Source organism: Streptomyces sp. NPDC048825 (genome assembly GCF_043198355.1).
GTDB classification, from domain to species: domain Bacteria; phylum Actinomycetota; class Actinomycetes; order Streptomycetales; family Streptomycetaceae; genus Streptomyces; species Streptomyces xiangluensis.
In genome coordinates this window covers 79563-103732 of sequence record NZ_JBICUR010000010.1, presented here as the reverse complement: position 1 = coordinate 103732, position 24170 = coordinate 79563, and the positions used below count along the sequence as shown (strand labels likewise).

At 70.5% G+C, this 24170-nt stretch carries 21 protein-coding genes; 14 read left to right on the top strand and 7 right to left on the bottom strand.

Going from position 1 to position 24170, the window contains the following annotated elements; translation table 11 throughout:
* Positions 1–8: 8 nt before the first annotated feature.
* On the bottom strand, positions 9–1364 hold the full coding sequence (locus tag ACGFNK_RS24125) for a glutamine synthetase family protein (protein ID WP_393419044.1): 1356 nt from the start codon (positions 1362–1364) through the stop codon (positions 9–11).
* A gap of 322 nt (positions 1365–1686) precedes the next feature.
* Between ACGFNK_RS24125 and ACGFNK_RS24120 the strand changes: the two genes are divergently transcribed.
* The 10 genes from ACGFNK_RS24120 to ACGFNK_RS24075 all read left to right on the top strand — a co-directional run bounded on the left by ACGFNK_RS24120 (position 1687) and on the right by ACGFNK_RS24075 (position 12048).
* Positions 1687–1875, top strand: a complete 189-nt coding sequence (locus tag ACGFNK_RS24120) for a ferredoxin (RefSeq protein ID WP_388668815.1) — start codon at positions 1687–1689, stop codon at positions 1873–1875.
* A 4-nt stretch (positions 1876–1879) separates the two neighbouring features.
* Positions 1880–3139 carry an NAD(P)/FAD-dependent oxidoreductase gene (locus tag ACGFNK_RS24115; protein ID WP_393419042.1) on the top strand — a complete coding sequence of 420 codons (1260 nt, stop codon included), beginning with the start codon at positions 1880–1882 and terminating at the stop codon, positions 3137–3139.
* Positions 3140–3149: 10 nt separating this feature from the next.
* Positions 3150–3962, top strand: a complete 813-nt coding sequence (locus ACGFNK_RS24110) for an acetoacetate decarboxylase family protein (protein ID WP_393419040.1) — start codon at positions 3150–3152, stop codon at positions 3960–3962.
* Positions 3963–4158: 196 nt separating this feature from the next.
* Positions 4159–5619: an aldehyde dehydrogenase gene (locus tag ACGFNK_RS24105; RefSeq protein ID WP_393419038.1), complete on the top strand. Its 1461-nt coding sequence runs from the start codon at positions 4159–4161 to the stop codon at positions 5617–5619.
* On the top strand, positions 5612–6538 hold the full coding sequence (locus ACGFNK_RS24100) for a 3,4-dihydroxyphenylacetate 2,3-dioxygenase (protein WP_393419036.1): 927 nt from the start codon (positions 5612–5614) through the stop codon (positions 6536–6538). Before ACGFNK_RS24105 ends, ACGFNK_RS24100 begins: the two co-directional genes overlap by 8 nt.
* Before the next feature lie 14 nt (positions 6539–6552).
* Complete coding sequence (locus ACGFNK_RS24095; protein WP_393419034.1) at positions 6553–7398, top strand: fumarylacetoacetate hydrolase family protein; 846 nt, start codon at positions 6553–6555, stop codon at positions 7396–7398.
* 26 nt (positions 7399–7424) lie between these two features.
* Positions 7425–8048 carry a TetR/AcrR family transcriptional regulator gene (locus ACGFNK_RS24090; protein ID WP_393419032.1) on the top strand — a complete coding sequence of 208 codons (624 nt, stop codon included), beginning with the start codon at positions 7425–7427 and terminating at the stop codon, positions 8046–8048.
* Positions 8049–8231: 183 nt separating this feature from the next.
* A complete protein-coding gene (locus ACGFNK_RS24085; protein WP_393419030.1) occupies positions 8232–9686 on the top strand; it encodes an APC family permease in 1455 nt (484 codons plus the stop codon).
* A 170-nt stretch (positions 9687–9856) separates the two neighbouring features.
* Positions 9857–11347 (top strand): aldehyde dehydrogenase, encoded by a 1491-nt coding sequence (locus ACGFNK_RS24080; RefSeq protein ID WP_393419028.1) that lies wholly within the window; start codon positions 9857–9859, stop codon positions 11345–11347.
* Positions 11344–12048, top strand: coding sequence for a gamma-glutamyl-gamma-aminobutyrate hydrolase family protein (locus ACGFNK_RS24075; protein WP_393419026.1), 705 nt, complete (start codon positions 11344–11346; stop codon positions 12046–12048). Before ACGFNK_RS24080 ends, ACGFNK_RS24075 begins: the two co-directional genes overlap by 4 nt.
* Positions 12049–12067: 19 nt before the next feature.
* Here ACGFNK_RS24075 and ACGFNK_RS24070 read toward each other — a convergent pair whose 3' ends face one another.
* From ACGFNK_RS24070 to ACGFNK_RS24050, 5 genes are all read right to left on the bottom strand, one after another.
* Entirely contained in the window at positions 12068–12640 is a 573-nt protein-coding gene (locus ACGFNK_RS24070; protein ID WP_344397565.1) for a MarR family winged helix-turn-helix transcriptional regulator, read from the bottom strand.
* 110 nt (positions 12641–12750) lie between these two features.
* Positions 12751–14448: an amidohydrolase gene (locus tag ACGFNK_RS24065; RefSeq protein WP_393419024.1), complete on the bottom strand. Its 1698-nt coding sequence runs from the start codon at positions 14446–14448 to the stop codon at positions 12751–12753.
* Between the two features lie 37 nt (positions 14449–14485).
* Entirely contained in the window at positions 14486–15484 is a 999-nt protein-coding gene (locus ACGFNK_RS24060; RefSeq protein WP_393419022.1) for an ABC transporter permease, read from the bottom strand.
* Positions 15481–17016, bottom strand: a complete 1536-nt coding sequence (locus ACGFNK_RS24055) for a sugar ABC transporter ATP-binding protein (protein WP_393419020.1) — start codon at positions 17014–17016, stop codon at positions 15481–15483. Before ACGFNK_RS24055 ends, ACGFNK_RS24060 begins: the two co-directional genes overlap by 4 nt.
* An 18-nt stretch (positions 17017–17034) precedes the next feature.
* Positions 17035–18075, bottom strand: coding sequence for a sugar ABC transporter substrate-binding protein (locus tag ACGFNK_RS24050; RefSeq protein WP_393419018.1), 1041 nt, complete (start codon positions 18073–18075; stop codon positions 17035–17037).
* 250 nt (positions 18076–18325) lie between these two features.
* Here ACGFNK_RS24050 and ACGFNK_RS24045 point away from each other — a divergent pair, with 250 nt between their 5' ends.
* From ACGFNK_RS24045 to panD, 3 genes are all read left to right on the top strand, one after another.
* Positions 18326–19348: a response regulator transcription factor gene (locus tag ACGFNK_RS24045; protein WP_393419016.1), complete on the top strand. Its 1023-nt coding sequence runs from the start codon at positions 18326–18328 to the stop codon at positions 19346–19348.
* The gene (locus ACGFNK_RS24040; protein ID WP_393419014.1) at positions 19345–20286 is read left to right on the top strand and encodes a TIGR03619 family F420-dependent LLM class oxidoreductase; all 942 of its coding nucleotides are present in this window, start codon (positions 19345–19347) and stop codon (positions 20284–20286) included. The genes ACGFNK_RS24045 and ACGFNK_RS24040 overlap by 4 nt, the downstream gene beginning before the upstream one ends.
* A gap of 146 nt (positions 20287–20432) precedes the next feature.
* Positions 20433–20861, top strand: a complete 429-nt coding sequence (gene panD / locus ACGFNK_RS24035; RefSeq protein WP_393419012.1) for an aspartate 1-decarboxylase — start codon at positions 20433–20435, stop codon at positions 20859–20861.
* Positions 20862–21337: 476 nt separating this feature from the next.
* Here the strand turns inward: panD and gndA are convergent, their stop codons facing one another.
* Positions 21338–22777, bottom strand: coding sequence for an NADP-dependent phosphogluconate dehydrogenase (gene gndA / locus ACGFNK_RS24030; RefSeq protein ID WP_393419010.1), 1440 nt, complete (start codon positions 22775–22777; stop codon positions 21338–21340).
* Between the two features lie 235 nt (positions 22778–23012).
* On the opposite strand from gndA, the gene ACGFNK_RS24025 reads away from it, so the two are divergent.
* Positions 23013–24167, top strand: coding sequence for a transglycosylase family protein (locus tag ACGFNK_RS24025; RefSeq protein WP_393419008.1), 1155 nt, complete (start codon positions 23013–23015; stop codon positions 24165–24167).
* Positions 24168–24170 lie beyond the last annotated feature (3 nt).

Below are 24170 nucleotides of genomic sequence, written 5' to 3'. Positions count from 1 at the left end.
GGACGGCGTCACAGGTGGTAGGCGTACTCGGTGAACTCCCAGTCGGTGACGTGCCGTTGGAAGCGTTCGACCTCGTTGCGCTTGTAGGTCAGGAATGAGGTGGTGAAGTCCTTGCCGAGCACCTCGGTCAGGGCGGTGTCCGCCTCCAGCGCGTCCAGGGCCGCGGGCAGGCTCATCGGCAGCACGGCGGACCTGGCCGTGTCGTAGCCGTAGCCCTCCAGCGGCGCCGGGGGCTCTTCTCCCGCCTGGAGACCGAGCAACGCGGCGGCGAGGGTACCGGCGATCAGCAGGTACGGATTGGCGCCGGCGTCGCCGAGCCGCAGCTCCAAGCGGGCGCCGGAGCCTCGCTCGGGCGGGATGCGGACCATGGCGCTGCGATTGTCCAGCCCCCAGTCGATCAGCCAGGGAGCGAGGCTGTCGGGACCGAAGCGCTTGTACGAGTTGACCGTCGGGTTGGCGAGTGCGGTGAGCGCGGGAGCGTGGGCGATGATGCCTGCGAGCGCGTGCCGGGCGGCGGTGGACAGACCGTACGCGCCGGAGGGGCCGTCGAAGGCGTTGCGTCCGTCGGCGTCCCCGCAGGACAGGTGGAGGTGGAAGCCGGAGCCACCGGTGTCGCCGAAGGGTTTGGCCATGAAGGTGGCCAAGTTGCCTTCCTTGCGGGCGAGTTCCTTCACGGCCGCCTTGAACCGGAAGGCGCGGTCGGCGGCGTCCAGGGCCGCGGAATGGTTGAGGTTGATCTCGTACTGGCCGCCGTCGAACTCGTGGTTGCCGGTGACGACGCCGAGGCCCGCGTCGCGCAGTTGTCGCAGGGTGCGCAGCAGGTGGTTGCCGGGGTCGGCGCGCAGTCCGGCGGTGTACACGGCGCCGGTGGTCTCCGGGGCCCGGCGCCAGCCGGTGGGGGTGCCGGGGGCCGGCTCCAGCAGGAAGTACTCGAGCTCGGGGCCCACCACGGGGTGCAGCCCCTGCTCGGCACACCTGGCCAGGACCGCGCGCAGCAGGTCGCGCGGTGATTCGGCGGCGGGGGCTCCGGTCGCCGGGTCGCTGACCTCGCCGAGGCAGACGGCGACGCCGGGCTCCCAGGGCAGGGCGGACAGGGTGGACAGATCGGGGCGTACGGTCACGTCCGGCAGGCCCGCGTCCAGGCCGCCCGCGACCGGGACGACATCGCCCTGCGGGCTGGTGTGGAACACGGCCCGGCAGAAGGCCAGGCCTTGCTCGCAGGCCGTCGGCAGGTGGTCGGTCAGGACGTCGCGGGCGCGGTCCGTGCCGATCAGGTCCGGGTAGATCACCCGGACCACGTCGATGCCCTCGGCGGCGAGCCGCTCCTGGTACCGGCGGATGTCAGGGATGTCTTGGGCGCTCACCGGTGTCTCCTTGGGCGGATGGGCGGGGTGGCGTGAGGACGACGCGGGCCTGGAGCGGTGCGGGAAGGGCTCCGGGCTAGTCGTTTGATCCCGAACGGTATGGAGGGGTCAGTCATTCCGCAAGAGGGTGGTCGCAAGAATTTATCCACCTGGACAGGTATTGACCAGGGCCCCTCCGCTTCCTATCTTGTTTGAAGCCAAACGAGTCAGGGGTGCGGCACTGTCGCACTCCTTTGGCAGAGGGGCCTGGCCGCACGGCCGGGTCCCTCCCCACCGCCCCTCCCTGCCCTGCTCCGACGCCCTCACCCTCAGGAGGACCGCCATGAAGGTCGTCGTCGACATGAACAAGTGCCAGGACCACGGCCAGTGTGTCTTCGCGGCCCCCGACGTCTTCTCGATGGACGACGCAGGCCACCTGGCCTACGTCGCCCACCCGGACGACGCCCTGCGCGACGAGGTCGAGGAAGCCGCAGACGTGTGTCCGCTGCAGGCCGTCCGGATCGAGGACTGAGACCATGGCCCGACGCATCGTCGTAGCCGGCGCCTCGATGGGCGGCCTGCGCGCCGCCGAGCAACTACGTGCGGCGGGCTGGACCGGCGCGATCACGGTCGTCGGGGACGAACCCCACATGCCCTACAACCGACCGCCGCTGTCGAAGGAAGTGCTGGCCGGGAAGGCGCCGTTCGAGTCCCTGGCCTTCACCCCGAAGGCCTCGGCGGCCGATGTGGAGTGGCGGCTCGGCACGAAGGTCGTCGCGGCGCACTTCGCCGACCGGACCGTGGAACTCGACGACGGATCCCCCCTCTCGTACGACGGTCTGGTCGTCGCCACCGGCATGCGGCCCCGCCGGCTGCTCTGCCCCGGGCCGCTCGCCGGCCGCCACACGGTCCGTACGCTCGCCGACGCCCAGGGCCTGCGAGCCGAACTGACCCGGCCCGGTGCCCGTGTCGTCGTGGTCGGCGCCGGCTTCATCGGCTGTGAGGTCGCCGCCACCGCCGTAGGACTCGGCGTTCGCGAGGTGACCGTCGTCGATCCGCTGCCCCTGCCCATGGTGGGCCCGCTGGGCGAACTACTGGCCCGCGCGCTGCTGAAGCGGCACGAGGAGCGGGGGGTTCGCTTCGCCCTCGGCACGGGAGTCGCCGGGTTCGAGGGTGACGTGGGGGCACCTCCGGGCGCACCCCCGACGGTAGCTGGGGGAGGCAGCGGGGGGAGTGTGACCGGTGTCGTCCTCGCCGACGGTTCCGTGCTGCCCGCCGACGTGGTCGTGGAATCGGTCGGCTCGGTTGCCAACACCGAGTGGCTTCAGGGCAACGGGCTGGACCTGTCCGACGGTGTCCTCACCGACGAGCACCTGCGGGCCGGCGGACATCCGGAGGTGGTCGCGGTCGGCGACGTCGCCCGCTTCCCCAACGCCCGCTACGACGGCGTACCGCGCCGTGTCGAGCACTGGTCGATCCCCACCGACACCGCCAAGCATGCCGCGAAGACGCTGGCCGCTCATCTGGCTGGTGGGGACGGGGAGTTGGCGCCCTTCGCACCACTGCCCACCTTCTGGAGCGACCAGCACGACTTCCGGCTCCAGTCGTTCGGGGCGCCCGGTCTCGGCCTCGATGACGTGCGAGTGCTGGACGGCGAGCCGGACGGTGACGTCCTCGTCGGTTACCACGTCGACGGTCGACTCGTCGGCGTCGTCGCGCTCGGCGGCCAAGCGGCCGCGATGGGTGCCGCCAAGTATCGCGCCCACCTGCTCAAGCAACCCGCCCTCACCGCGTAAGGAGCTCCAAGTGGCCAGTCTCCGTGGTTACTTCCATCCCAAGACGGCGAGTGGTGCCTCGTCGCTGATTCCGTCGCCGCCGTGGTGTTACTCCGGTGATCTGTTGACCGTCGAGTACCGCACAGATCCCTCGCGGGTTCGTGAACTGCTGCCCGAGCCGCTGGAGTTGGCAGACGAGGACCCGGGCGCGGTAGCGCTGATCTGGGCCGACTGGCAGTCCTGCTCGGAGTCCGGGGACGAACTGCTGGATCCGGTGCTCTCCCAGTACAAGGAGGCCTTCGCGGTCGTGCGCTGCAAGTTCCGGGGACAGACGTACTCGCGCTGCGTGTACATCTGGGTGGACAAGGACTTCGCCATCGCCCGGGGGCTGCACCAGGGGTATCCGAAGAAGCTCGGGTCCATCCATCAGACGCGGCCCCATCCGTATGGGCCTGCCCCGCGGATCGAGACGGGGGCGCGGTTCGGGGCGACGTTGGCTGCGGCGGACCGGCGGTTGGCCCAGGCCGTGGTGACTCTGCGGGAGCCGTCGGAGACGAACGGGTTCGTCAACGGCCATCCCATGGCGCATCACCGGTGGCTGCCGTCCATTGAGAAGGGCAAGGGGCTCGCGCTGGATGAGCTGGTCGAGTCGGGAGCGGCGTCTTTTGAGGGCGGGCAGCCGTGGGTCGGGGATGCGGAGTTGGAGTTGTTCGAGGCACCCACGGAGGAGCTGGCGCGGCTGGAGGTTCGGGAGTCGATCGCAGCGTACTACCGGCAGGTTGGGGTGGTTTGGGACGGCGGTCGACTGCTGGAGTCCGGTACGTCGGGAGCGTCTGCCGAGTGAGGTCGGTGACCGGCTGCGGGTTGTTCGTGGCTGGTCGCTCCCCCACTCTCGGCTTCTCCCCCACTCTCGGCTTCGCTCGAGCGGGGGGACCCCCATGAGCGGGTGGACCCCCATCGCGGCGAAGCCGCAAATCGATACAGTCCCGCGCCCCCAGGTGGGTATCCCTGACCCCTTGTTTGATTGGAGCCCTTTTCGCATGCCCGACAACATCACGGTCGCCGGAGTCACCGTCGACCCCCGGCAATGGATCGGAGGCCAACGCGTCGCCTCCGCCGACACCTTCACCGACCTCTCTCCGATCGATGGAAGCGTCCTCGGGGAGATCAGCCGCGGCACCCCGGCGGAGGCCCACGCCGCCGTGGCCGCCGCCAAGGCGGCCTTCCCCGCCTGGGCTGCCACCCCCCGCGCCGAACGTGCCCGCATCCTGCACGCCATCGCCGACGGCGTCGAGAAGCGGATCGAAGAGCTGGCCATCGTCGAGACCACCGACAACGGCGCCCTGCTCCGCTCCCACCGCCAGGGCGTCATGCCGCGCGTCGCCCACAACTTCCGTTTCTTCGCGGACTGGCTGCTGAAGCTGGACCATGAGGACTTCGAGACCCGGGGCCACACGAACCACGTGAGCTGGGACCCGGCGGGCCCCTCCGTACTGATCACCCCGTGGAACGCGCCGCTGATGCTGGCCACTTGGAAGGTCGCCCCTGCCCTGGCGGCCGGCAACACCGTGATCCTCAAGCCGGCCGAGTGGTCCCCGCTGACCGCCTCGCTGCTCGCCGACATCGCCGCCCAGGCCGGGCTCCCGGCCGGTGTCCTCAACGTCGTCCAGGGTTACGGCGCCGAGATCGGCGACGCCCTCACCTCGCACCCGGACGTGCGCCGGATCAGCTTCACGGGGTCGGTGCCGACGGCGCGTCGTATCGCTGCGTCCGCCGCGCCGAACCTCACCCCGCTCAGTCTCGAACTCGGCGGCAAATCACCCCTGTTGGTGTTCGCCGACGCCGATCTGGACCTTGCCGTCGACCTCGCGGTCGAGCAGTACGACAACGCCGGGCAGGTCTGCCTCGCCGCGACCCGCATCCTCGTCGAGGAGTCGGTCGCCGAGGAGTTCACGCGCCGCTTCGTGGAGAAGGCGGCGCGGTTGAAGCAGGGCGACCCTCGGGAGGAGGTCACCGACATCGGGCCCAACATCCACCCCCGCCAGCTGGAGAAGATCGACGGCTTCGTGCAGCGGGCGCTCGAAGGCGGGGCCCGCGCGGTCATCGGCGGCCACCGCAAAGACGGCCAGTACTACGCGCCGACGCTCCTCACGGATGTCGCCCAGGACTCGGAGATCGTCCAGGAGGAGGTCTTCGGGCCGGTACTGACCCTCCAGACCTTCGCCACCGAGGAAGAAGCCGTCCACCTCGCGGGCGGCACCCACTTCGGGCTGGCCGCCACCCTCGCCACCGGCGACCAGGAGCGCGCCGAACGCGTCAGCGCCCAGCTGGTGGCGGGCACGGTCTGGGTCAACTGCTTCTTCGTACGCGACCTCCAGGCACCCTTCGGCGGGTCCCGCCTCTCCGGTGTCGGCCGTGAGGGCGGCACCTGGAGCTTCGACTTCTACTGCGACCTGAAGAACACCGTGACCGCCCCGAACGGATGGAAGAACCATGGGTGAGATCGTCGGGGCGGGGCTTCTCGCCCACGTGCCCACCATCGTGCTCCCGGAGTCCGACCGGCTGGAACTGAACGAGGGCAAGGAGATCACCCTCGTCACCGGCCTCCAGCAGCTCCGCAGGGACGTCTTCGAGCGCGGTACCGCAGGCGAGTACGACACCGTCGTCGTCCTCGACTCCCACTGGGCCACCACCGTCGAGTTCGTCATCACCGCCCAGCAGCGGCGCGCGGGCCTGTTCACGTCCGAGGAGCTGCCGCGCGGCATGTGCCGGATGCCGTACGACTTCCCCGGCGATCCGGAACTCGCCCGCAACATCGAGAAGTTCGCCGACAAGCACGGCACCTGGATCACCGCGATCGACGACGACTACCTGCCGATCTACTACGCCACCATCAACCTGTGGAAGTTTCTCGGCGAGGGGCTCTCGGACAAGCGATGGGTGACCATCGGCGTCTGCCAGACCGGCGACATGGAGGACCACCTCCGCCTCGGCCGTGCGCTCGCGGACGGGATCGCCGCCACCCCCGGGCGGCGCGTCCTGCTCATCGCCTCGGGCGCGCTGTCGCACACCTTCTGGCCGCTGCGGGAGATCCGCGACCACGAGGCCAGCGACCCGGTGCACATCCGCACGCCGGAGGCCCGCGAGGCCGACTACGAACGCATCGCCTGGTTCAAGGAGGGCCGCCACGACAAGGTCCTCGACCGCATGGACGAGTTCTGGAAGTTCAAGCCGGAGGCGAAGTTCTTCCACTACCTGATGATGGCCGGCGCGCTCGGTGAGCAGGCGTGCGTCGCGAAGGCCCGGCAGTACGGCGAGTACGAGAACTCCGTCGGCACCGGCCAGGTCCACCTGTGGTTCGACCGCCCGGCCGACGGCTGGACCGGAAACGGCCTGCACACCCCCTCCGCCCAGTTGTGACCAGGAGAATCGCCATGCCCGAATACCGCCGCATCCTGCTGGACGGCGCCGCCGTCCAGGTCACCGTCGACGGGGACGAACTCGTCGCCGGGGACGGCCGCCGTGTGAAGACCGACGACGCCCGGCATCTGCCCCCGGTCGTCCCCTCCAAGGTGATCGCCGTCCACCTCAACCACCGCAGCCGCGTCGACGAGTTCCAGATCCAACTTCCCGACACCCCCACCTACTTCCACAAGCCGACCTCCTCACTGAACTCCCACCAGGGCGCCGTCGTCCGCCCCGACGGCTGCAAGTGGCTCAACTACGAGGGCGAGGTCGCCATCGTGATCGGGAAGACGGCGCGCAACATCTCGCAGGCCCAGGCAGGTGAGTACATCGCGGGTTACACCGTCGCCAACGACTACGGCCTGCACGACTTCCGCGACACCGACGCCGGCTCCATGCTCCGGGTGAAGGGCTCCGACACCCTCTGCCCACTCGGCCCGGGGCTCGTCACCGACTGGGACTTCCACGGCAAGCGGCTGCGAACGTACGTCAACGGCGAGGTCGTCCAGGACGGTTCGACCGACGAGATGAAGTGGGACATGCACTACCTCGTCGCCGACATCGCCCGCACCATCACCCTCCACCCCGGTGACGTGCTGCTGTCCGGCACTCCCGCCAACTCCCGTCCCGTACAGCCGGGTGACGTGGTCGAGGTGGAGGTCGAGGGCCTGGGCCGCCTCACCAACCACGTCGTCACCGGTCCGGCGCCCGTCCGTACCGACGTCGGCGCGCAACCCACCGAGTCCGAGGAGGTGCTGTCCACGGCGCTCGGCGGCGACTGGGAGTTCCGTGGCATCCGTCCGCCCAAGCGGTGAACGGGCGGGCGGGTATGGTCAACGGCATGACCGAGTCCGTCGAGCAGCCCGAAGGTCGTGAGCCGCGCAGGCGCATGAACTACGGGGAGGGCCGCGAGGCGCTGCTCAACGCCGCTGTGCGGGTCGTGGCGCGGGGCGGGCTGCGCAAGCTCACCTACCGGGCCGTCGCGCAGGAGGCGGGGACCACGCACGGGCTGGTCGTCCACCACTTCGGCTCGCGCGACGCGCTGATCGAGGAGGCGCTCGCCCACGCGATCCGCACCTCGCTGAGCACCAGCGCGCTCGAACCCGGCACGGGCAAGGTCGCCGACTTCTCGGTCGGGCTCTCCGAGATGGTCACGGCGGATCCGGACATCCAGGCGTTCCAGTACGAGCTGCTGCTGGAGTCACGGCGGCGGCCGGAGCTGCTGCCGCAGATCCGCGCGCTGTACGACGCCTACTTCGACGCCACCAAGCGCGAGCTGTCCCGGATCCTCCCCGACGACGCGGGCCACCCCTTGACCCGACTGGTCTTCGCGGCCCTTGACGGGATCGTGCTGCACCAGCTCGTCTTCGGCGAGCCCGAGACCACCGACGCGGCCGTCGAGGAGCTGCGCCACCTGCTCCGGCTCCTCGAAGCCGAAGGCGACACCGGCTCGGCAAACCGCTAGGCAAGGCCCAACGGGCCGTCCGACTGGGCATTTGGGCCTCGTTCGCGCTGCTCAGAAACGCGCTGAGGACAACTCCGGCGGAAATCCCGGAGCTCCCCCTTGTCAAACGGATAGTTCCAGCCCACCATGGGGCAACTCGTTTGGCCTGAAACGACCATCCTCCTTCTCTGGCAGGTGATCCGAGTGGACAGTCAGACAGCGGTCGGCAACCAGGCCGCGCCCGACACCTCCACCACAGGCAGGCTCAAGCCCAACTCGCTCGGCGTCCTGGGCATCCTCTTCTTCGTTCTGTCCGCCCAGGCGCCGCTCACCGGCGTCGCGGGCGCTGTTCCCCTCTCCGTCGCCCTCGGCAACGGACCCGGCGCCCCTGCCACCTATGTGGCGGCCGGGGTGATCACGCTGTTGTTCTCGGTCGGCTTCGTGGCCATGGGCCGGCACGTGGTGAACGCCGGTGCCTTCTACACGTACATCGGCAAGGGCCTCGGCCGGCACGTCGGCACCGGCAGCGCCGGCGTCGCACTCTTCGCCTACTGCGCGATCCAGGCCGCCATGTACGGCCTCTACGGAGCGACCGTCAGCAGTCTGCTGGCACACCACACGGGGGCGGACGTGCCCTGGTGGGTGTGCGTCCTGGTCACCATGGCGATCGTCCAGGTCCTGGGAGCCTCGGGCATCGAGATGGGCGCCAAGGTGCTGGCGGTCTTCGTCCTGGCGGAGTTCAGCATCCTCAGCGCCTTCGCTCTCGTCACCTTCGTCCAGGGTGGTGGGCCCGAGGGCCTCGCCTTCAGCGAGTCCTTCTCGCCGGTGGCGGCGCTCGACGGGGCCCCGGGCGTGGCGCTGATGTTCTCCGTCGCCTCGATGATCGGCTTCGAGGCCACCGCGATCTACGGCGAGGAGGCGCGCGAACCCCGCAGAACGGTGCCCCGGGCCACCTATCTGGCCGTCGCCCTCGTCACCGGCTTCTTCGCCTTCGCCTCCTGGATGCTGATCTCCGCCTACGGCCCCTCGAACGCGACCGCGGCCGCCGGCAAAGCGCTGGAGGGCGGCGACTCGACGGCCTTCGTCTTCGCGCCCATCGCCGACCAGTTCGGCACCTGGGTCAACGACGTCCTGCCCGTCCTGCTGGCCACCTCGCTCTTCGCGGGCATCCTCGCCTTCCACAACTCCGCCAACCGCTACCTGTTCTCCCTCGGTCGCGACGGGCTGCTGCCCCGCAGGCTGACGTCGATCAACCGCCGCCACTCTCCCGGTGTGGCGGGCACTGTCCAGACGGCCGTCGCCGTCCTGCTGGTGACCCCCTTCGCGCTGGCCGGCAAGGACCCGGTCCTGACCCTGTTCTCCTGGGGCAGCGGAGTGGCCGTCCTGGGGATCATGCTGCTGTACCTCCTGACCTCGGTCTCCGTGGTCGCCTTCTTCCGCCGGGAACGCCTGGACACCCGGCCCTGGAACACACTGATCGCCCCGGCCCTGGGCGCACTCGGCATCGTCGGCGCGATCTGGCTGATCGTCGAGAACTTCACCACGCTCATCGGCGGCGACCCGGCCACCGCCCTCTGGCTCGGACTCACCGTCCCGGCAGTGCTGGCCCTGAGTACCGTCGCGGCCACGATGAGGCGCGGGGCGGCCAGCGGCGGTTGACGTACCCCCCAGGGCGGAGCGTCAGTCCGCCTCACCCGCCACCCGGTCAAGGAAGTCGTCGACCAGGTGGCGGGTGTTCGCCCGGCCCGTCGGGGGCTCTTGTACCGGGTCCACCCGGGTCATATCGTTTGAGATCAAATGAAATTACTGCCGTGAGCTGGAGGCCACGCATGCCGGACATCACCCACGACGAGTGGCTTCGCCGCGCCAAGACCTTCGAGGTGTCCGGCGCCCACCACATCGACGGCGCCGACGAGGACGGCGGCGGAGCGGCCTTCACGGTCGTCTCCCCCCGGGACGGTCAGGTGGTGACCGAGATCGCCGACGGGGGCGCCGCCGAGGTGGACGCAGCCGTGGCCGCCGCGCGCCGGGCCTTCGACTCCGGCCCCTGGCCCCGTCTCGCGCCCGCCGACCGCGGTCGGACCCTGCTGCGCATCGCCGAACTGCTCGACGAGCAGCGCGAGAAGCTCGCGCTGACCATCAGCCTGGAGATGGGCAAGCCGATCACGGACGCGTACGACATCGAACTGCGCGCCGCCATCAACACCTTCCGCTGGTACGGGCAGCTGGCGGACAAGCTCACCGACGAGGCCCCCCACAGCGCGCCGGACGCCCTCGCACTGATCACCCGAGAACCGTCCGGTGTCGTGGGCGCGGTCGTGCCCTGGAACTTCCCGCTCACCCTGGCGAGTTGGAAGATCGCCCCGGCGCTCGCCGCCGGCTGCACGGTCGTCCTCAAGCCCTCCGAGAACTCGCCGCTGTCCGCGCTCCTCCTGGGCCGGCTCGCCACCGAGGCCGGGCTGCCGCCGGGTGTGCTCAACATCGTCAACGGCAACGGCCCGGTCGCCGGCCGGGCCCTCGGACTGCACCCGGACGTGGACGTCCTCGCCTTCACCGGCTCCACCGCCGTCGGCCGCCACTTCCTGCGCTACGCGGCCGACTCCAACCTCAAACGCGTCTGGCTGGAACTGGGCGGCAAATCGCCCAACATCATCCTTCCCGACGCCCCCGACCTGGAGAAGGCCGCCGCCACCGCCGCCTGGGGCATCTTCTTCAACCAGGGCGAGATGTGCACCGCCCCCTCCCGGCTGCTGGTGCACTCCTCGATCGCCGAACGCGTCGTCGCGGCCGTCGTGGCGCGCGCCCGGGAACTGCGCGTCGGCGACCCCCTCGACCCGGCCACCGAGATGGGCGCCCTGGTCGGCGAGGCCCACCTGAGCCGCGTACGGGACCACATCGGCACCGGTCTGGACGAGGGCGCCCGGCTGCGGGCCGGCGGCGAGCGCATCCTCACCGGCACGGGAGGCACGTACCTGGAACCGACGGTCTTCGACCGGGTGGAGCCCGGCATGCGGCTGGCCCGCGAGGAGATCTTCGGGCCCGTCCTGTCCGTGCTCGCCTTTGACGACCTGGACGAGGCGATACGGCTCGCCAACGCCACCGAGTACGGCCTCGCCGCCGGCCTGTGGACCTCCGATCTGTCCACCGCCCACCGGGTCTCGCGGGCGCTGAAGGCCGGCACGGTCTGGGTCAACTGCTACGAGGAGGGCGACCTGACCGTCCCTTTCGGCGGCATGAAGCAGTCGGGCAACGGCCGGGACAAGTCCGTCCACGCCATCGAGAAGTACACCGAACTCAAGACCACCTGGATCCAGCTGTGACCTCCAGTCCGGCCCGCCCCCTCATCGCGATCCCCGCCCGCTTCGCCGCCACCACCTCCGCCCTGCGCCACGCCGCCGAGGTCAATGCCCGCGCCCTGATCGAGTCCGTATGGCGGGCCGGCGGTGAACCGGTGAGCCTGCACCCCGCCGACACCGATGTGGAGGCCCGCCTCGCCCGCTTCGACGGGGTCCTGCTCCCCGGCGGCGGCGACCTCGCCCCGCACCGGTACGGCGCCACCGACACGCACGACAGCGTCTACGACGTCGACGACCTCCAGGACACCTTCGACCTCCAAGTCGCCCTGCGGGCGCTGGAGTCGGGCCTGCCCCTGCTGGCGGTCTGCCGAGGTATGCAGGTCGTCAACGTCGCCCTGGGCGGCACGCTGGAACAGGACATGGGCGGTCCGCAGCGCGAACACCGGCACCTCGTTCATCCGGTGGCGATCCGGCGCGGCACGCTGCTGGAACAGGCCACCGGAGCGGAGAAGGCCGAAGCCTCCTGCTACCACCACCAGCGAGTGGACCGACTCGGTGAGGGCCTGGAGGTCACCGCACGGGCGGCCGACGGAACTCCGGAAGGCCTCGAACTCGCCGGAGCGCGCGGTTGGTTCACCGCCGTCCAGTGGCACCCCGAGGACACCGCGCACGAGGACGCCGCCCAGCACGATCTCTTCGCGGCGCTCGTGCGAGCGGCCCGCTGAAGCTCACAGCGAAGGGCTCTCAGCCCTTCGGGCGTCGCCCGCTGCGGCGAGGAGCGGGCTCTGCCCCGTTCAGCAGCGACTGGCGGCGCTCCTCGCCGTTCTCCTCGACCTGCAGCACAACGCGCCGCAGGTCCTCGGCCAGACTCCGGCACTCCTCATCCGTCAACTGCCCGGTGACGAACGCCTCCTCCTCGTTGAACTGCGGGAACAGCCGCCGCATCAGCCGCTCACCCTCGTCGGTGAGGCTCAGCAGGACCAGCCTCCCGTCCGAGGGGTGCCCCGCCCTGCTGAGCAGCCCGCGCGATTCCAGCGTGCGCGACACCCCGGTGAGCGTCCCCTTGGAGATGCCGGCCTCCTCGGCCACATGCCGGGTCTCCGACTCGCCCCACACCCACACGACCCACAGCACCACGAAAGCCGTCCACGTCAGATCGGAGCCGCGCAGCACGGAGTTCTCCAGGTGCTGGCGGACCGCCGAGGCGGCCCGGTAGATGTTGGCCACGGCCGCCATCTGGTCCCGGCGGATCGGGATGCCGCCGAGTTTCGCCGCGGCGAGCTTCTCGGCTTCGGTGATGGATCGCTGGCCGGGCACGGGCGCTCCCTCGTTGTGCATTGACCGTTCGGCCTCAAATTGTACGAAGAGAGTGCCCGAGGGCGATGCGGGCCCTCGGACACTCCTCCGGTGTCACGACCGCATGGCGCTCAGCGCTCGTGGACGACACGCCCGTCGAACACCGTCAAGTCCACCTCCGCGTCCGTGATTTCGTGGGGATCCAGTTCCAGCAGTGGTCGGTCCAGTACGCACAGATCCGCGACCTTGCCGACTTCGATGGACCCCTTCCACTCCTCCGCGAAGTCCTGACGGGCCGCATTGACCGTGTACGCACGCAGGGCCTCGGCGAGGCCCACACACTGCTCCGGGCCGCTGCGCCGGCCGCTCGCCTTCGACTCCCGCAGCATCATCGCGGCCACTCCCTGCCGCCAGTCGGGCTCCGTGATCGGGGCGTCGGAGCTGGCGCAGACCGCGACGCCGGCCTCGACGGCGGACCGCACGGGCCATTGGCAGGCGGAGCGTTCGGCACCCACCACCTCGTCCATCAGGTCGGAGATGGTCCACTTGATGGCCGGGTTCATGTTGATGCCGTAACCGTGTGCGGCGAGTTTCGCGAGGCTGCCGGGGCCGATGAAGTCACCGTGGATGACGTAGTGCCGGGCGTCGGGCCGGGGTGCCGCCTCGTCGGCCGCGACGAACGCGTCCACGACCGTGTCGATCGCCCGGTCTCCGGTGACGTGCACGCCCAGCTGGAAGCCCGCCTCGTGGGCGATCCGGATCATCTCGCGCAGCTCGTCGACCTGGAGTGCGGGAGTGTCGCCGTGCACGCACAGCGCGCCGTGGCCGCCGTCGGCGTACGGCTCGTTCATCCAGGCCGTACGGTTCGGCGGTACTCCGTCGGCGAAGATCTTGACGCCGATGGCGCGCAGGAGCCGGGGGTCGGCAGACTCCGGGCGCCGCAGTTCGGCCAGGCCCTTGCGTACGTCGTCTGCGGAGCCGCCCATCGGCGCGGGCAGCAGCAGGACGCTGACCCGGGCATCGAGGCCGCCGGTGGCCGCGAGGTCGGCGTACGCGGTCCAGTTGTCGGTGCTCAGCCCGCCGAAGAGGGTCGTGGCGCCGCCGGGACCGAGGCCGGGCTCGGTGTAGCTGGTGATGCCGCGCGAGTGGAGTTCGGCGATCACGTTCCGGATGGCCTCGCGGCGCTGGGGGACGGTGGGGGAGGGGAGCGCGGCCTGGACGAGTCCCTGGGCGGCCTCGCGCAGGATGCCGGCGGGCTCGCCGTCCGGGTCGAGGTCGATGACACCGCCCGACGGGGGCACACTCGACGCGTCGATGCCGCACTGGCGCAGGGCCGCGCTGTTGACCCACACCATGTGCGAGGAGAAGTCGGTCAGGCAGACCGGGTTGTCCGGCGCCACGATGTCGAGATCCCGCCGGTGGGGGAAGCGACGGGGATCGGCGAGACACTCCGCCAGGTAGCCGGGGTCCCAGCCGAGGCCGATGATCCACTCGCCGGGCCGGGAGGCTTGCACCTGACTCCGCACGGCTGCGGCGATGTCGGCGATCGACGCCACCGCCGGATGGCCGACGGCGATGGCGAAGGGCGGCTTGGTCATGCCGTACGCGGCCCCGTGCAGGTGAGAGTCGTTGATGCCGGGCAGTACGGACCGGCCGCCCAGTTCGACGACGCGCGTGCCGGGCCCGGCCAGGGCGCGGATCTCGGCGTCGGTGCCGGCGGCGACGATGGTCCGGCCGCGCACGGCCACACCTTCGGCCACGGTGAAGCCGTCGTCGACGGTCAGGACCTGGCCGCCGGTCAGGATGAGGGTGGGGGCGCTGTCGCTCACGCGAATCCTCTCTGGGACGTGAAGGTCGTGGGACGGGTCACCGCGTCAGCCGCGGACCGAAGTAGGCGAGCGCCGCGCCCGCCACCAGGGCGATGCCCTGGGCCATCTGCTGCCAGAACGTCGGTACGTTCAGCAGCGTCAGCCCGTTCTGCAGACAGCCCAGGAACAGTACGCCGAGCAGCACTCCGAAGACGGAGCCCGAGCCGCCGGTGAGCGCGACTCCGCCGAGCAGGACCGCGGTGAGCACGGTCAGTTCGAAGCCGGCCCCCGAGGTCCCGGCGACCACGCTGTCCAGTACGGACGCCTTGATCGCGCCGGCCAGGGCCGCCGCGACCGAGGTGACGACGAACAGTGCGAAGGGCGTACGGCGGATGCTGATGCCGGAGAGATAGGCGGCCTCCCGGTTGACGCCGATGGCGAAGACGTGCCGCCCGGCCGGGGTGAGGGCCAGGAACAGCGCACCGGCGACGAGCACCAGTACGGCGATGACGACCGGCGCGTCGATCCCGGCGATACGTGACCCGCCGAGCCAGGCGAACCCGGAGCCGAAGCTGCTCAGCGGCAGCGGGAAGAGCTGCTGCGCGAGTCCGCGCACCGCGGCCAGCATGCCCAGCGTCACGATGAACGAGGACAACCCCAGATAGCAGCACAGGACGCCGTTCACGGCGCCCACCGCCGCACCCACGGCCAGTGCGCCGAGCACGGCGACGACCGGTGACTGGTGCTGCTGCCCGGCGAGCCAACCGGCGACCAGCCCGCCCAGAGCGACGGTGGAGCCGACCGACAGATCGAGGTAACCGCTGATGACCAGCAGCGCCAGAGGCACGGCCACGAGGGTGAGGGTGGCCGCGTCGGTGGCGATGCCGCGCAGGTTGCCCCCGTCGAGGAAGCTCCCCGTCGTCAGCTGGAACACCAGCACCATCAGGACGAGGACGATGAGCAGCGGATGCCGCCGCACGGCGTCGAGTCCGCTGCCGGCCAGGGCGCGCGGGCCAGGAACGAGGCGGTCGGCGGGGAAGGTGGTCGCGGTGGTCATGCCGCTCCTTTTGAGGTCGCGGGGGCGGTGTCGTGGACGGCCGACAGGAGCGCGGCCTCGGTGAGTCCGGCGCCGCCGAGCTCGCCGACGATCCGTCCGGAGGAGACGATCAGGCAGCGGTGGGCGAGTGCGACGACTTCCTCCGGATCGCTGGACGCGAACAGCACGGCTGTGCCGCGCTGCGCGGCGAGCGAGGAGACGACCTGGTAGATCTCCTGCCGGGCGCCCACGTCGACGCCTTGGGTGGGCTCGTCGAGGAGCAGAACGTCGACGTGGTGCGCCTCGTTGATCCAGCGGCCGAGGACAAGCTTCTGCTGGTTCCCGCCGGAGAAGGCGGCCGCCGGCAGGCCCGGCCGGGCCGGGCGCAGCCCCACTGCGTCGCACAGCGAGCCGAAGATCCGCCGCTCGGCGCGCAGCGCCCGTACGCCGCGCCGGGCGAGCGGACGGATCGCCGGCAGCAGCGCGTTGTCCTGCGCGCTCAGCACCGGGAACAGGCCCTGTCTGCGCCGGTCCGCCGGTACGAGGGCGATCCCCGCGGCCAGTGCGTCGGCAGGCCGGGTGGCTTCGACGGCACGGTCTTTGACGTGCACGGTCCCATCCGATGCGCGGCGTCTGCCGAAGAGCGTCTCCAGGACGCGCGTACGGCCGGAACCGATGAGTCCGAACAGGCCGACGATCTCGCCCTCGGCCACGTCCACGTCGACGGGACCGAATCCGGGGCCCCGCAGGCCGTCCACCGTGAGGCAGGGCGTGCGCGGCGCGCCGGAGTCTGCCGGTGCGTCCGCTGTCGCGCCCGGCGAGAGAGGAGGCGCCGGGCCGACGATCGCCTCGACCAACTCCTGTCGGCCCCGCCCCGACACCTCCGAGTGATGGGTCACGCGCCCGTCCCGCAGCACCGTCACGGCGTCCGCCAGCCGCTCCACCTCGGCCAGCAGATGGGTGACGTACACGATGGCCAGCCCTTGGGTGCGCAGGTCCTCCACCCGTTCGGCCAGCGCGTCGCTCTCGGCCCCGGACAGGGCGGCGGTGGGCTCGTCCAGGACGAGGACCGAGGCGCTGCGGCTGAGCGCCTTGGCGATCTCCACCAACTGCCGTTGTCCCATGGGAAGTTCGCCCACCCGGTCGCGAGGGGAGCAGTTCGCCGCCACCCGCTGGAGCAGTCCGGCCGCGACGTCCTCCTGGGCCCGGCGGTCGATCCGGCCGTACTTGGTCCACTCCTGGCCGAGGAAGATGTTCTCGGCCACCGTCAGGGAGTCGACGACGCTGAGCGTCTGGAAGATGATCGCCACTCCGGCGGCGATCGACTCACGCGGACTCAGCCGTGTGTGGCTGCTGCCACCCACCTCGATCGTGCCCGCGTCCGGCGGGAAGGCCCCGCCGAGGCACTTGATCAGGGTGGACTTGCCGGCGCCGTTGTGGCCGAGGAGGGCGTGCACCTGGCCCGCCGGGACGGTGAGGTCCACGCCGTCCAGTGCCCGGACGCCACCGAAGGACTTGCTCAGTCCGCGGATACGGAGATTCGGTTCCGTCATGCCCGTCATGCCGGCCGCCTAGGAGTTCTGCGCAAGCAGGTCGTCGATCCGCGCGGTGTCGGCGTGCTGGACGAGCGTGATCGGCACCTGGGCGCTGGGGTTGGCCTTCCCGGCGGCGACAGCCAGCGGCACGTCGACGACGGCGTTCGCGATGTCGTTCGGTGCCAGCGCGGCGGAGGCCCGGTAGAACGTGCCCTGTTTGATGGCGAGGAGGGAAGGGGCGGCGCCGTCCTGCCCGCCGACGAAGGTCTTGGCGTCGGCCTTCGCCCGCCCTGTCTGCTGGAGGGCCTTGAAGCCGCCGTACGCGGCGGCGTCCGTGACCCCGAGGACGATGTTGAGGTCGGGGTGCTTGGCGAGGATGGCCCGGGTCTTCGAGAGCCCGGTGTCCGGGTCGATGGCCTGCTCCTTCGCGACCACGTCGACACCGGGTGCGTGCTCGGTGAAGGCGTCGATCATGCCCTTGGTGCGCTCGCGGCCCAGCTGGATCGTGCTGTCGGTGAGGAACGCGATCTTGCCCTTGCCGCCGAGCCGTTCGTTGGCCCACTGCGCGGCGGCCTCCCCGAGCAGAGTGCCGCCCTCGAGGAAGCTGAACTGGATGTCCGCGCTCTGGTGTTGCAGCGTTCCGCCGTACGTCACCCAGATCAGCCCGGAGTCCAGCGCCCGCTTGGCGGTGGCCTCGGTGGCCTCGAAGACCATCGGGAACGACACGATGGCCGGGACCTTCTGCGAGACCCAGGCGCTCAGATTGGTGGCCTGAGTGTCGGCGCTGCTCGCGTCGCTCGTGGTCAGCAGGGTGATGCCGTGCTTCTTCGCGGCCTTGGTGGAAAGTTTCACCAGCGTCGAGTACAGGGGGAGCTGGGTGAACGGATAATCCAGGCCGATCTTGCCGAGGGACTTGGCCCCCGGCGACGAGCCGGCGGCCGCGGCGGTCGAGCCGGCGCCGTCGTCCGGTGCCGAACAGCCCGCGGTGGCCAGTGCGGTGGCCGCCGTGATGCCGCCGGACCATGCGAGGAACTGCCGGCGTGAGGCCGTGGACACGGCATGCGGGAATCTGGTCATGGCGGGGCTCTCCCAGGTGAACGGGCCCGTCATGGCGGGCGTCCGGCTGTGCCCAACAGGAAAGCCCCGGACCACGTGCCTGGCCATCCGTACAAATACCGACTCTCCGAGTGCCCTGGCGCCGACCGGGAGAGGCCCTGTCACAGAACGGCAAACGGCTTGTCCGGCGCCCTGTATCCCGCATATCGTTAGGGCCCAAACAATCGGTCCGAACAATCCTCGTAGCGACAAGAGCCGTCGGGAGGCTCGCATGCTCGGCCACCAGCAGATCGCCGCCGCGACGCGCATCGGCATGCTCACGCGCGAGCGCGACACCGCCACGGCCTGCGCTCAGGCCATGCAGGAACTCGGCCGAGCCCTTCCGTTCGACGCCGCGTCCCTGCTCGGGATCGACCCTGTCTCCGGGACGCACCTGCAGATCGCCGGTGTCGGCTACCCCGCCGCGGCCTCGCAGGCCCTGGCCGCCGAGTTCGTCTCGACCCCGTGGTACGCCAACGTCGTACGGCAGGAGCTGCCGCGCTCCATTTCCGAGGACGCCGACGATCCCGGACCGCGCTTCAGGCACGGCTGGTTCTACGCAGAGCGGGTCCGCCCCGCCGGCTTTCGCGACGGGCTGACCGGGGCGCTGCGCCACCAAGGGCGCCTCGTCGGCCTGATCCACCTCTCCGCGGAAGGCGCGGACATCTACGACACCGAGGCGAGACAACTCCTCGCCTCGATCCTGCCCGCACTGGGCGCCCTCGCCGACCCCACCGCACACGCCGGTGGCTTCCACGAAGTCCCGGCGGGGGCTGCGGCGAACCTCGTCATCCCCGACGGCGTCATCGACCTGCCTGGCCGGGCGCCCGCCGGGGCGCTGGGCGACGAGGACTTCCGGCGGCTCACGGAGGCGTTCACGCTCTCGCGAGGGCTGCGGTTGCGGGCGCTGTGGCCGGTCGGGTCCGGATGGTGCCGGGTGGTGCTGCAACGGTGCACGGCGGGTCCGGCGGCACGCGAGGCGGTGCTGGTGTACGAGGAGCGCGCCGAGCTGCCGTACGGCCTGAGCCCGCGCGAACTCGAGGTTCTCACGCGAGCCGCCCGGGGCCAGACCAACCAGGCCATCGCGCAGGCCCTGTTCCTGTCGCCGCGCACGGTGCACAGCCACATCGAGCACCTGCTGCGCAAGACCGGCTGCTGCTCCCGCGCCGAGGCAACGGCGCTCGCCGTGCGTGACGGTGTGCTGCGGCCCGCGCCCGAGGACCTCGAGTACTTCGTGGAGAGGGAACCCGGATGACCACCACACCCCGCATGCTGCTCGTCCTCAGCGAGAACTGGACCCTGACCGGCGGTCGCGCCGACCTGCCCAAGGCGGTCCGGTGGGCCCGCGAGGCCGAGGACGCGGGCTTCGACTCGGTGATGGTCAGCGAACACATCGTGCTCGGCCCCGACGCCGGTGCCGACGGCATCATGGGCAACCCGCGCGACTATGCCCTCCCGGGCAACCAGGACCCGTACACCCCCTGGCCCAACTCGCTGCTCCTGCTCGCCGCCATCGCCTCCGTAACCGAACGTCTGCGGCTGGCCGCCGCGGCCGTCCTCGCCCCGCTGCGCCATCCGCTGCTCATGGCGCGGGAGTTGGGCACCCTCGACCTGATCAGTGAGGGGCGGCTGCTGGTCCAGCCCACGGTCAGCTGGAGCCGGGACGAGTACGACGCCCTGGGAGTCCCCTTCGGCAGGCGGGGGCGGCTGCTCGACGAGCACCTGGACGTCTGGGCGAAGGCATGGGGGCCGTCCCCGATCTCGCACGACAGCGAGCACTACCCGTTCCGGGACGTCTACTTCGAGCCCAAGGCGTACCGACCGGAGGGCCCGCGACTGTGGTTCGGCGGACAGCGCCTGCAGGGCCCCGTCCTGCGCAGGCTCGTCCGGTACGGCCACGGCTTCCACCCTCTGGGCAGGCCCACGCCGCAGGACATGCAGCTGCTGAAGGAAGCCATGGCGGCGGCCGGCCGGGACGTCACCGACCTGGAAATGATCGGCGGCACGCAGGCCGTCTTCCCCGACGACCGCTCCACGGCGGATCTCGGTGCGGCCCTGGCGTCGATCCCGGAACAGCTCGCACAGGGCTTCACGACCTTCTGCATCAAGCCGAACCAGTTCATCGACGACCCGGACGGGGTCGGGGCGTTCTGCCATGACGTGATGCGCCGGGTGACAGCGCTGACCGCGTAGCGCGGGCCCTCAGCGGCTTACCCGGCCCGGTTGCGCTGTGGTGAGGATCTCGGTGTGGCTCACGAAGCCGTTCCGTACCCTGGTCCGAGAAGAAATAGCCCTTGACCTGCAAAAGCGGGCAGGGAGCCGAATTCTGGGAGCGCTCAATGCTGCGTACCATGTTCAAGTCCAAGATCCACCGTGCCACCGTCACCCAGGCCGACCTGCACTACGTCGGGTCCGTGACCATCGACGCCGATCTGCTCGACGCCGCCGACCTGCTGCCCGGCGAGCTGGTCCACATCGTCGACATCACCAACGGCGCCCGCCTGGAGACGTACGTCATCGAGGGAGAGCGCGGCTCCGGCGTGATCGGCATCAACGGTGCGGCAGCCCACCTGGTGCACCCCGGCGACCTCGTGATCATCATCAGCTACGCCCAGGTCTCCGACGCCGAGGCCCGCGCCCTGCGCCCCCGGGTCGTGCACGTCGACGCCGGCAACCGGATCGTGGCTCTCGGCGCGGACCCCTCCGAGCCGGTACCCGGCTCGGACCAGGAGCGCAGCCCGCAGGCCGTGCCCGCGGTCACCGCCTGACCGTCCATCCGGGCCCCGTTCGTCCCGCGACGGGGTGAGTGCGTGCACGGCGCACGGGTACGCGTGGAAACAAGTCCAGGGGCCGAAGTTCCACATGGCTGGAGGACACGATGACCCACCCGAATCCCGACCCCACCCGCCCGGGCCCTCCTCCGGGCCCGGGCCCCGACCGCCCGGAACCCCTCCCGGAGCCGGTCCCCAACCCCAAGCCCCACCCGGTGCCAGACCCCAGCCCGTCCCCGGTCCCGGAGCCTCCCGGCCCCGAACCACTGCCGAAGCCGGGGCCACTGCAGCCGTAGAGGGCAAACGACACGTGGCCCGGTGCGGAACTTCCGCACCGGGCCACCGTGTAAATCCCGGTCAGCGGCGACGCCCCTCAAGGGGCGCGAGGCTGTACTCAATGTGCGGCTCCGCCGCGTGGGCGCGATCAACCACGTACAACCCGCAGCCGCCCAACTCCAGACGTCCCCGAGCTCTTAGCCGACCACCTCGGACCGATCCCCACCCCACAGGGTGTGGAACGACCCCTCCCGGTCCACACGCCGATACGTGTGCGCCCCAAAGAAGTCCCGCTGCCCCTGTGTAAGCGCCGCAGGCAACCGCTCCGCACGCAGAGCGTCGTAGTAAGACAGGGCCGCAGCAAACCCAGGCGTGGGAACGCCCTGCTGGACGGCCGTGGCGAGGACCGCCCGCCAGTCGTCCTGAGCCGCCCCGATCTCCTGGGCGAAGGTCGCGTCGGAGAGCAGGCTCGGCAGGTCCGGCCGGGTGTCGTACGCGGCACGAATCCGATCCAGGAACGCCGCGCGAATAATGCACCCACCGCGCCAGAGCGAGGACACCGCACCCAGATCGATGTTCCAGTCGTACTCCGCGCTGCCCGCCGCGATCTTGTGGAAGCCCTGCGTGTACGACACGATCTTCGAGGCGTACAACGCCTGTTCCACCTGGTCGGCGAAGGCCGCCGCCTCCGACTCGCCGAGCGGCGTGGCCTTCGGCCCGGCGAGCCCGCGCGAGGCCTCCCGCAGCTCCGTGTGACCCGACAGCGACCGGGCGAAGACCGCCTCCGCGATGCCCGAAACCGGCACACCCAGGTCCAGCGCGATCTGCACGGTCCAGCGCCCCGTGCCCTTCTGCTCGGCCTGGTCCTGGACGACGTCCACGAAGGGCTTGCCCGTGGCCGCGTCCACGTGGGACAGGACCTCGGCAGTGATCTCGATCAGATAGGAGTCGAGGCGTCCGGTGTTCCAGGTGCGGAAGATGTCCGCGATCTGCGCGGGGGAGTAGCCCGCCACATCGCGCAGCAGCTGGTACGCCTCACCGATCAGCTGCATGTCCGCGTACTCGATGCCGTTGTGCACCATCTTCACGAAGTGACCGGCACCGTCCGGACCGACATGGGAGACGCAGGGCGAACCGTCGGCCGCCTTGGCCGAGATCTTCTCGAGCATCGGGCCCAGCGAGTCGTACGACTCCTTCGGGCCGCCCGGCATGATGCTCGGTCCGTTCAGAGCGCCTTCCTCGCCGCCGGAGACGCCCATGCCGACGAAGTGGATGCCCTGCTCGCGCAGGTCGCGCTCCCGGCGCCGGGTGTCCGCGAAGTGGGCGTTGCCCCCGTCGATGATCATGTCGCCGGGCTCCAGAAGCGGGGCGAACTCCTGGATCACCGCGTCGGTCGGATCGCCGGCCTTCACCATGATCACCAGTCGGCGCGGGCGCTCCAGGGCGGCCACGAACTCCTTGGCGGTCTCGGCAGCGATGAAGTTCCCCTCGCTGCCGAACTCCTCGACCAGCGCGTGCGTGCGCGACGCCGTCCGGTTGTGCAGGGCGACCGTGTATCCGTTGCGCGCGAAGTTGCGGGCGAGATTGCGCCCCATGACCGCGAGACCCGTCACGCCGATCTGCGCTGAAGTGCTCATACGGTTGGCTCCTAAAAGGTCCTGAAAACGGTGGTGCTCGTCAGTATCGCCCCACTGACCATCCTGACTTGCCGACGATGTGTACGCATGGCGTGCCTTTCTGCCTCAGCCGATCCGCAACAACAGTGCATTCCCGGTCACTTGGCGGGACAGAGCGGCTGATTGCCGCCTTGTCATGGCCTGTTCGCGGCGTTTACTTTTGCCCCCGCTGACGCATGTCGAGGGGGCTTACTCCATGGCCGTACGGGGCCGGCACCGCCGGTATCAGCCGAACAGGATCAACCGGGCTTCGCTGACGGTCACGGCGGGCGGCGCCGGAATGGCGATGCCCCTCATAGCCACCGGCGTTGCCGACGCGGCCGATGTGGACACCTGGAACAAGGTCGCCGCCTGCGAGTCCAGCAACAAGTGGGACATCAACACCGGCAACGGCTATTACGGCGGGCTGCAGTTCAGCCAGTCCACCTGGGAGGCCTTCGGCGGCACGGCATACGCCGCACGCGCCGACCTCGCCACCAAGGACCAGCAGATCGCCATCGCCGAGAAGGTCCTCGATGGCCAGGGCCCCGGCGCCTGGCCGGTGTGCTCCGTGCGCGCGGGCCTCACCCGTGGCGGTGACACCCCCGACATCAGCCCTTCGGGCACCGCGGACCGCAAACCCCAGCGCACCGTCCGCGACGTGCAGCCGCAGACCACGCCCCAGTCCCAGGCGGGCACCGCCGAGATGTACACCGTCGTCCGCGGCGACACGCTGTCCGGCATCGCAGGGTCGCGTGAAGTCCAGGGCGGCTGGCGGCAGTTGTACGACAGCAACCGCAAGGCCATCGGCGCCGACCCGAACCTGATCGTCCCCGGTCAGCGGCTGAGTCTTGGCACCAAGGCCCCGGACAAGCCCGCCCCCGGTACGCCGGTGTCCAACCCGACGGCTCCCGAGAAGCCCGAGAAGAAGGAAGAGCGGGCCGAGAGCAAGCCCCGTGAGTCGGCGCGTACCGTCACCGCCCCGGTGGAGGCCGGCGCCGGAACGCCGTACCGCGCGACGGGTTCGTCCTGGTCGAAGGGCTATCACACGGGTGTCGACTTCCCGGTGCCCACCGGCACCTCGGTCAAGTCGGTCGCCGGGGGCGAGGTAGTGACCTCGGGCTGGGGCGGATCCTTCGGCTACCAGGTGGTCATCAAGCACGCCGACGGCCGCTACACCCAGTACGCCCATCTGTCGGCGATCTCCGTGAAGGACGGGCAGAAAGTGGTGAGCGGGCAGCGCATCGGCCGCTCCGGCTCCACGGGCAACAGCTCGGGCCCGCATCTGCACTTCGAGGTGCGGACGGGGCCCGAATTCGGCAGCGACATCGATCCGGTCGCTTATCTGCGCAAGGGTGGCGTCAGCCTCTGACAG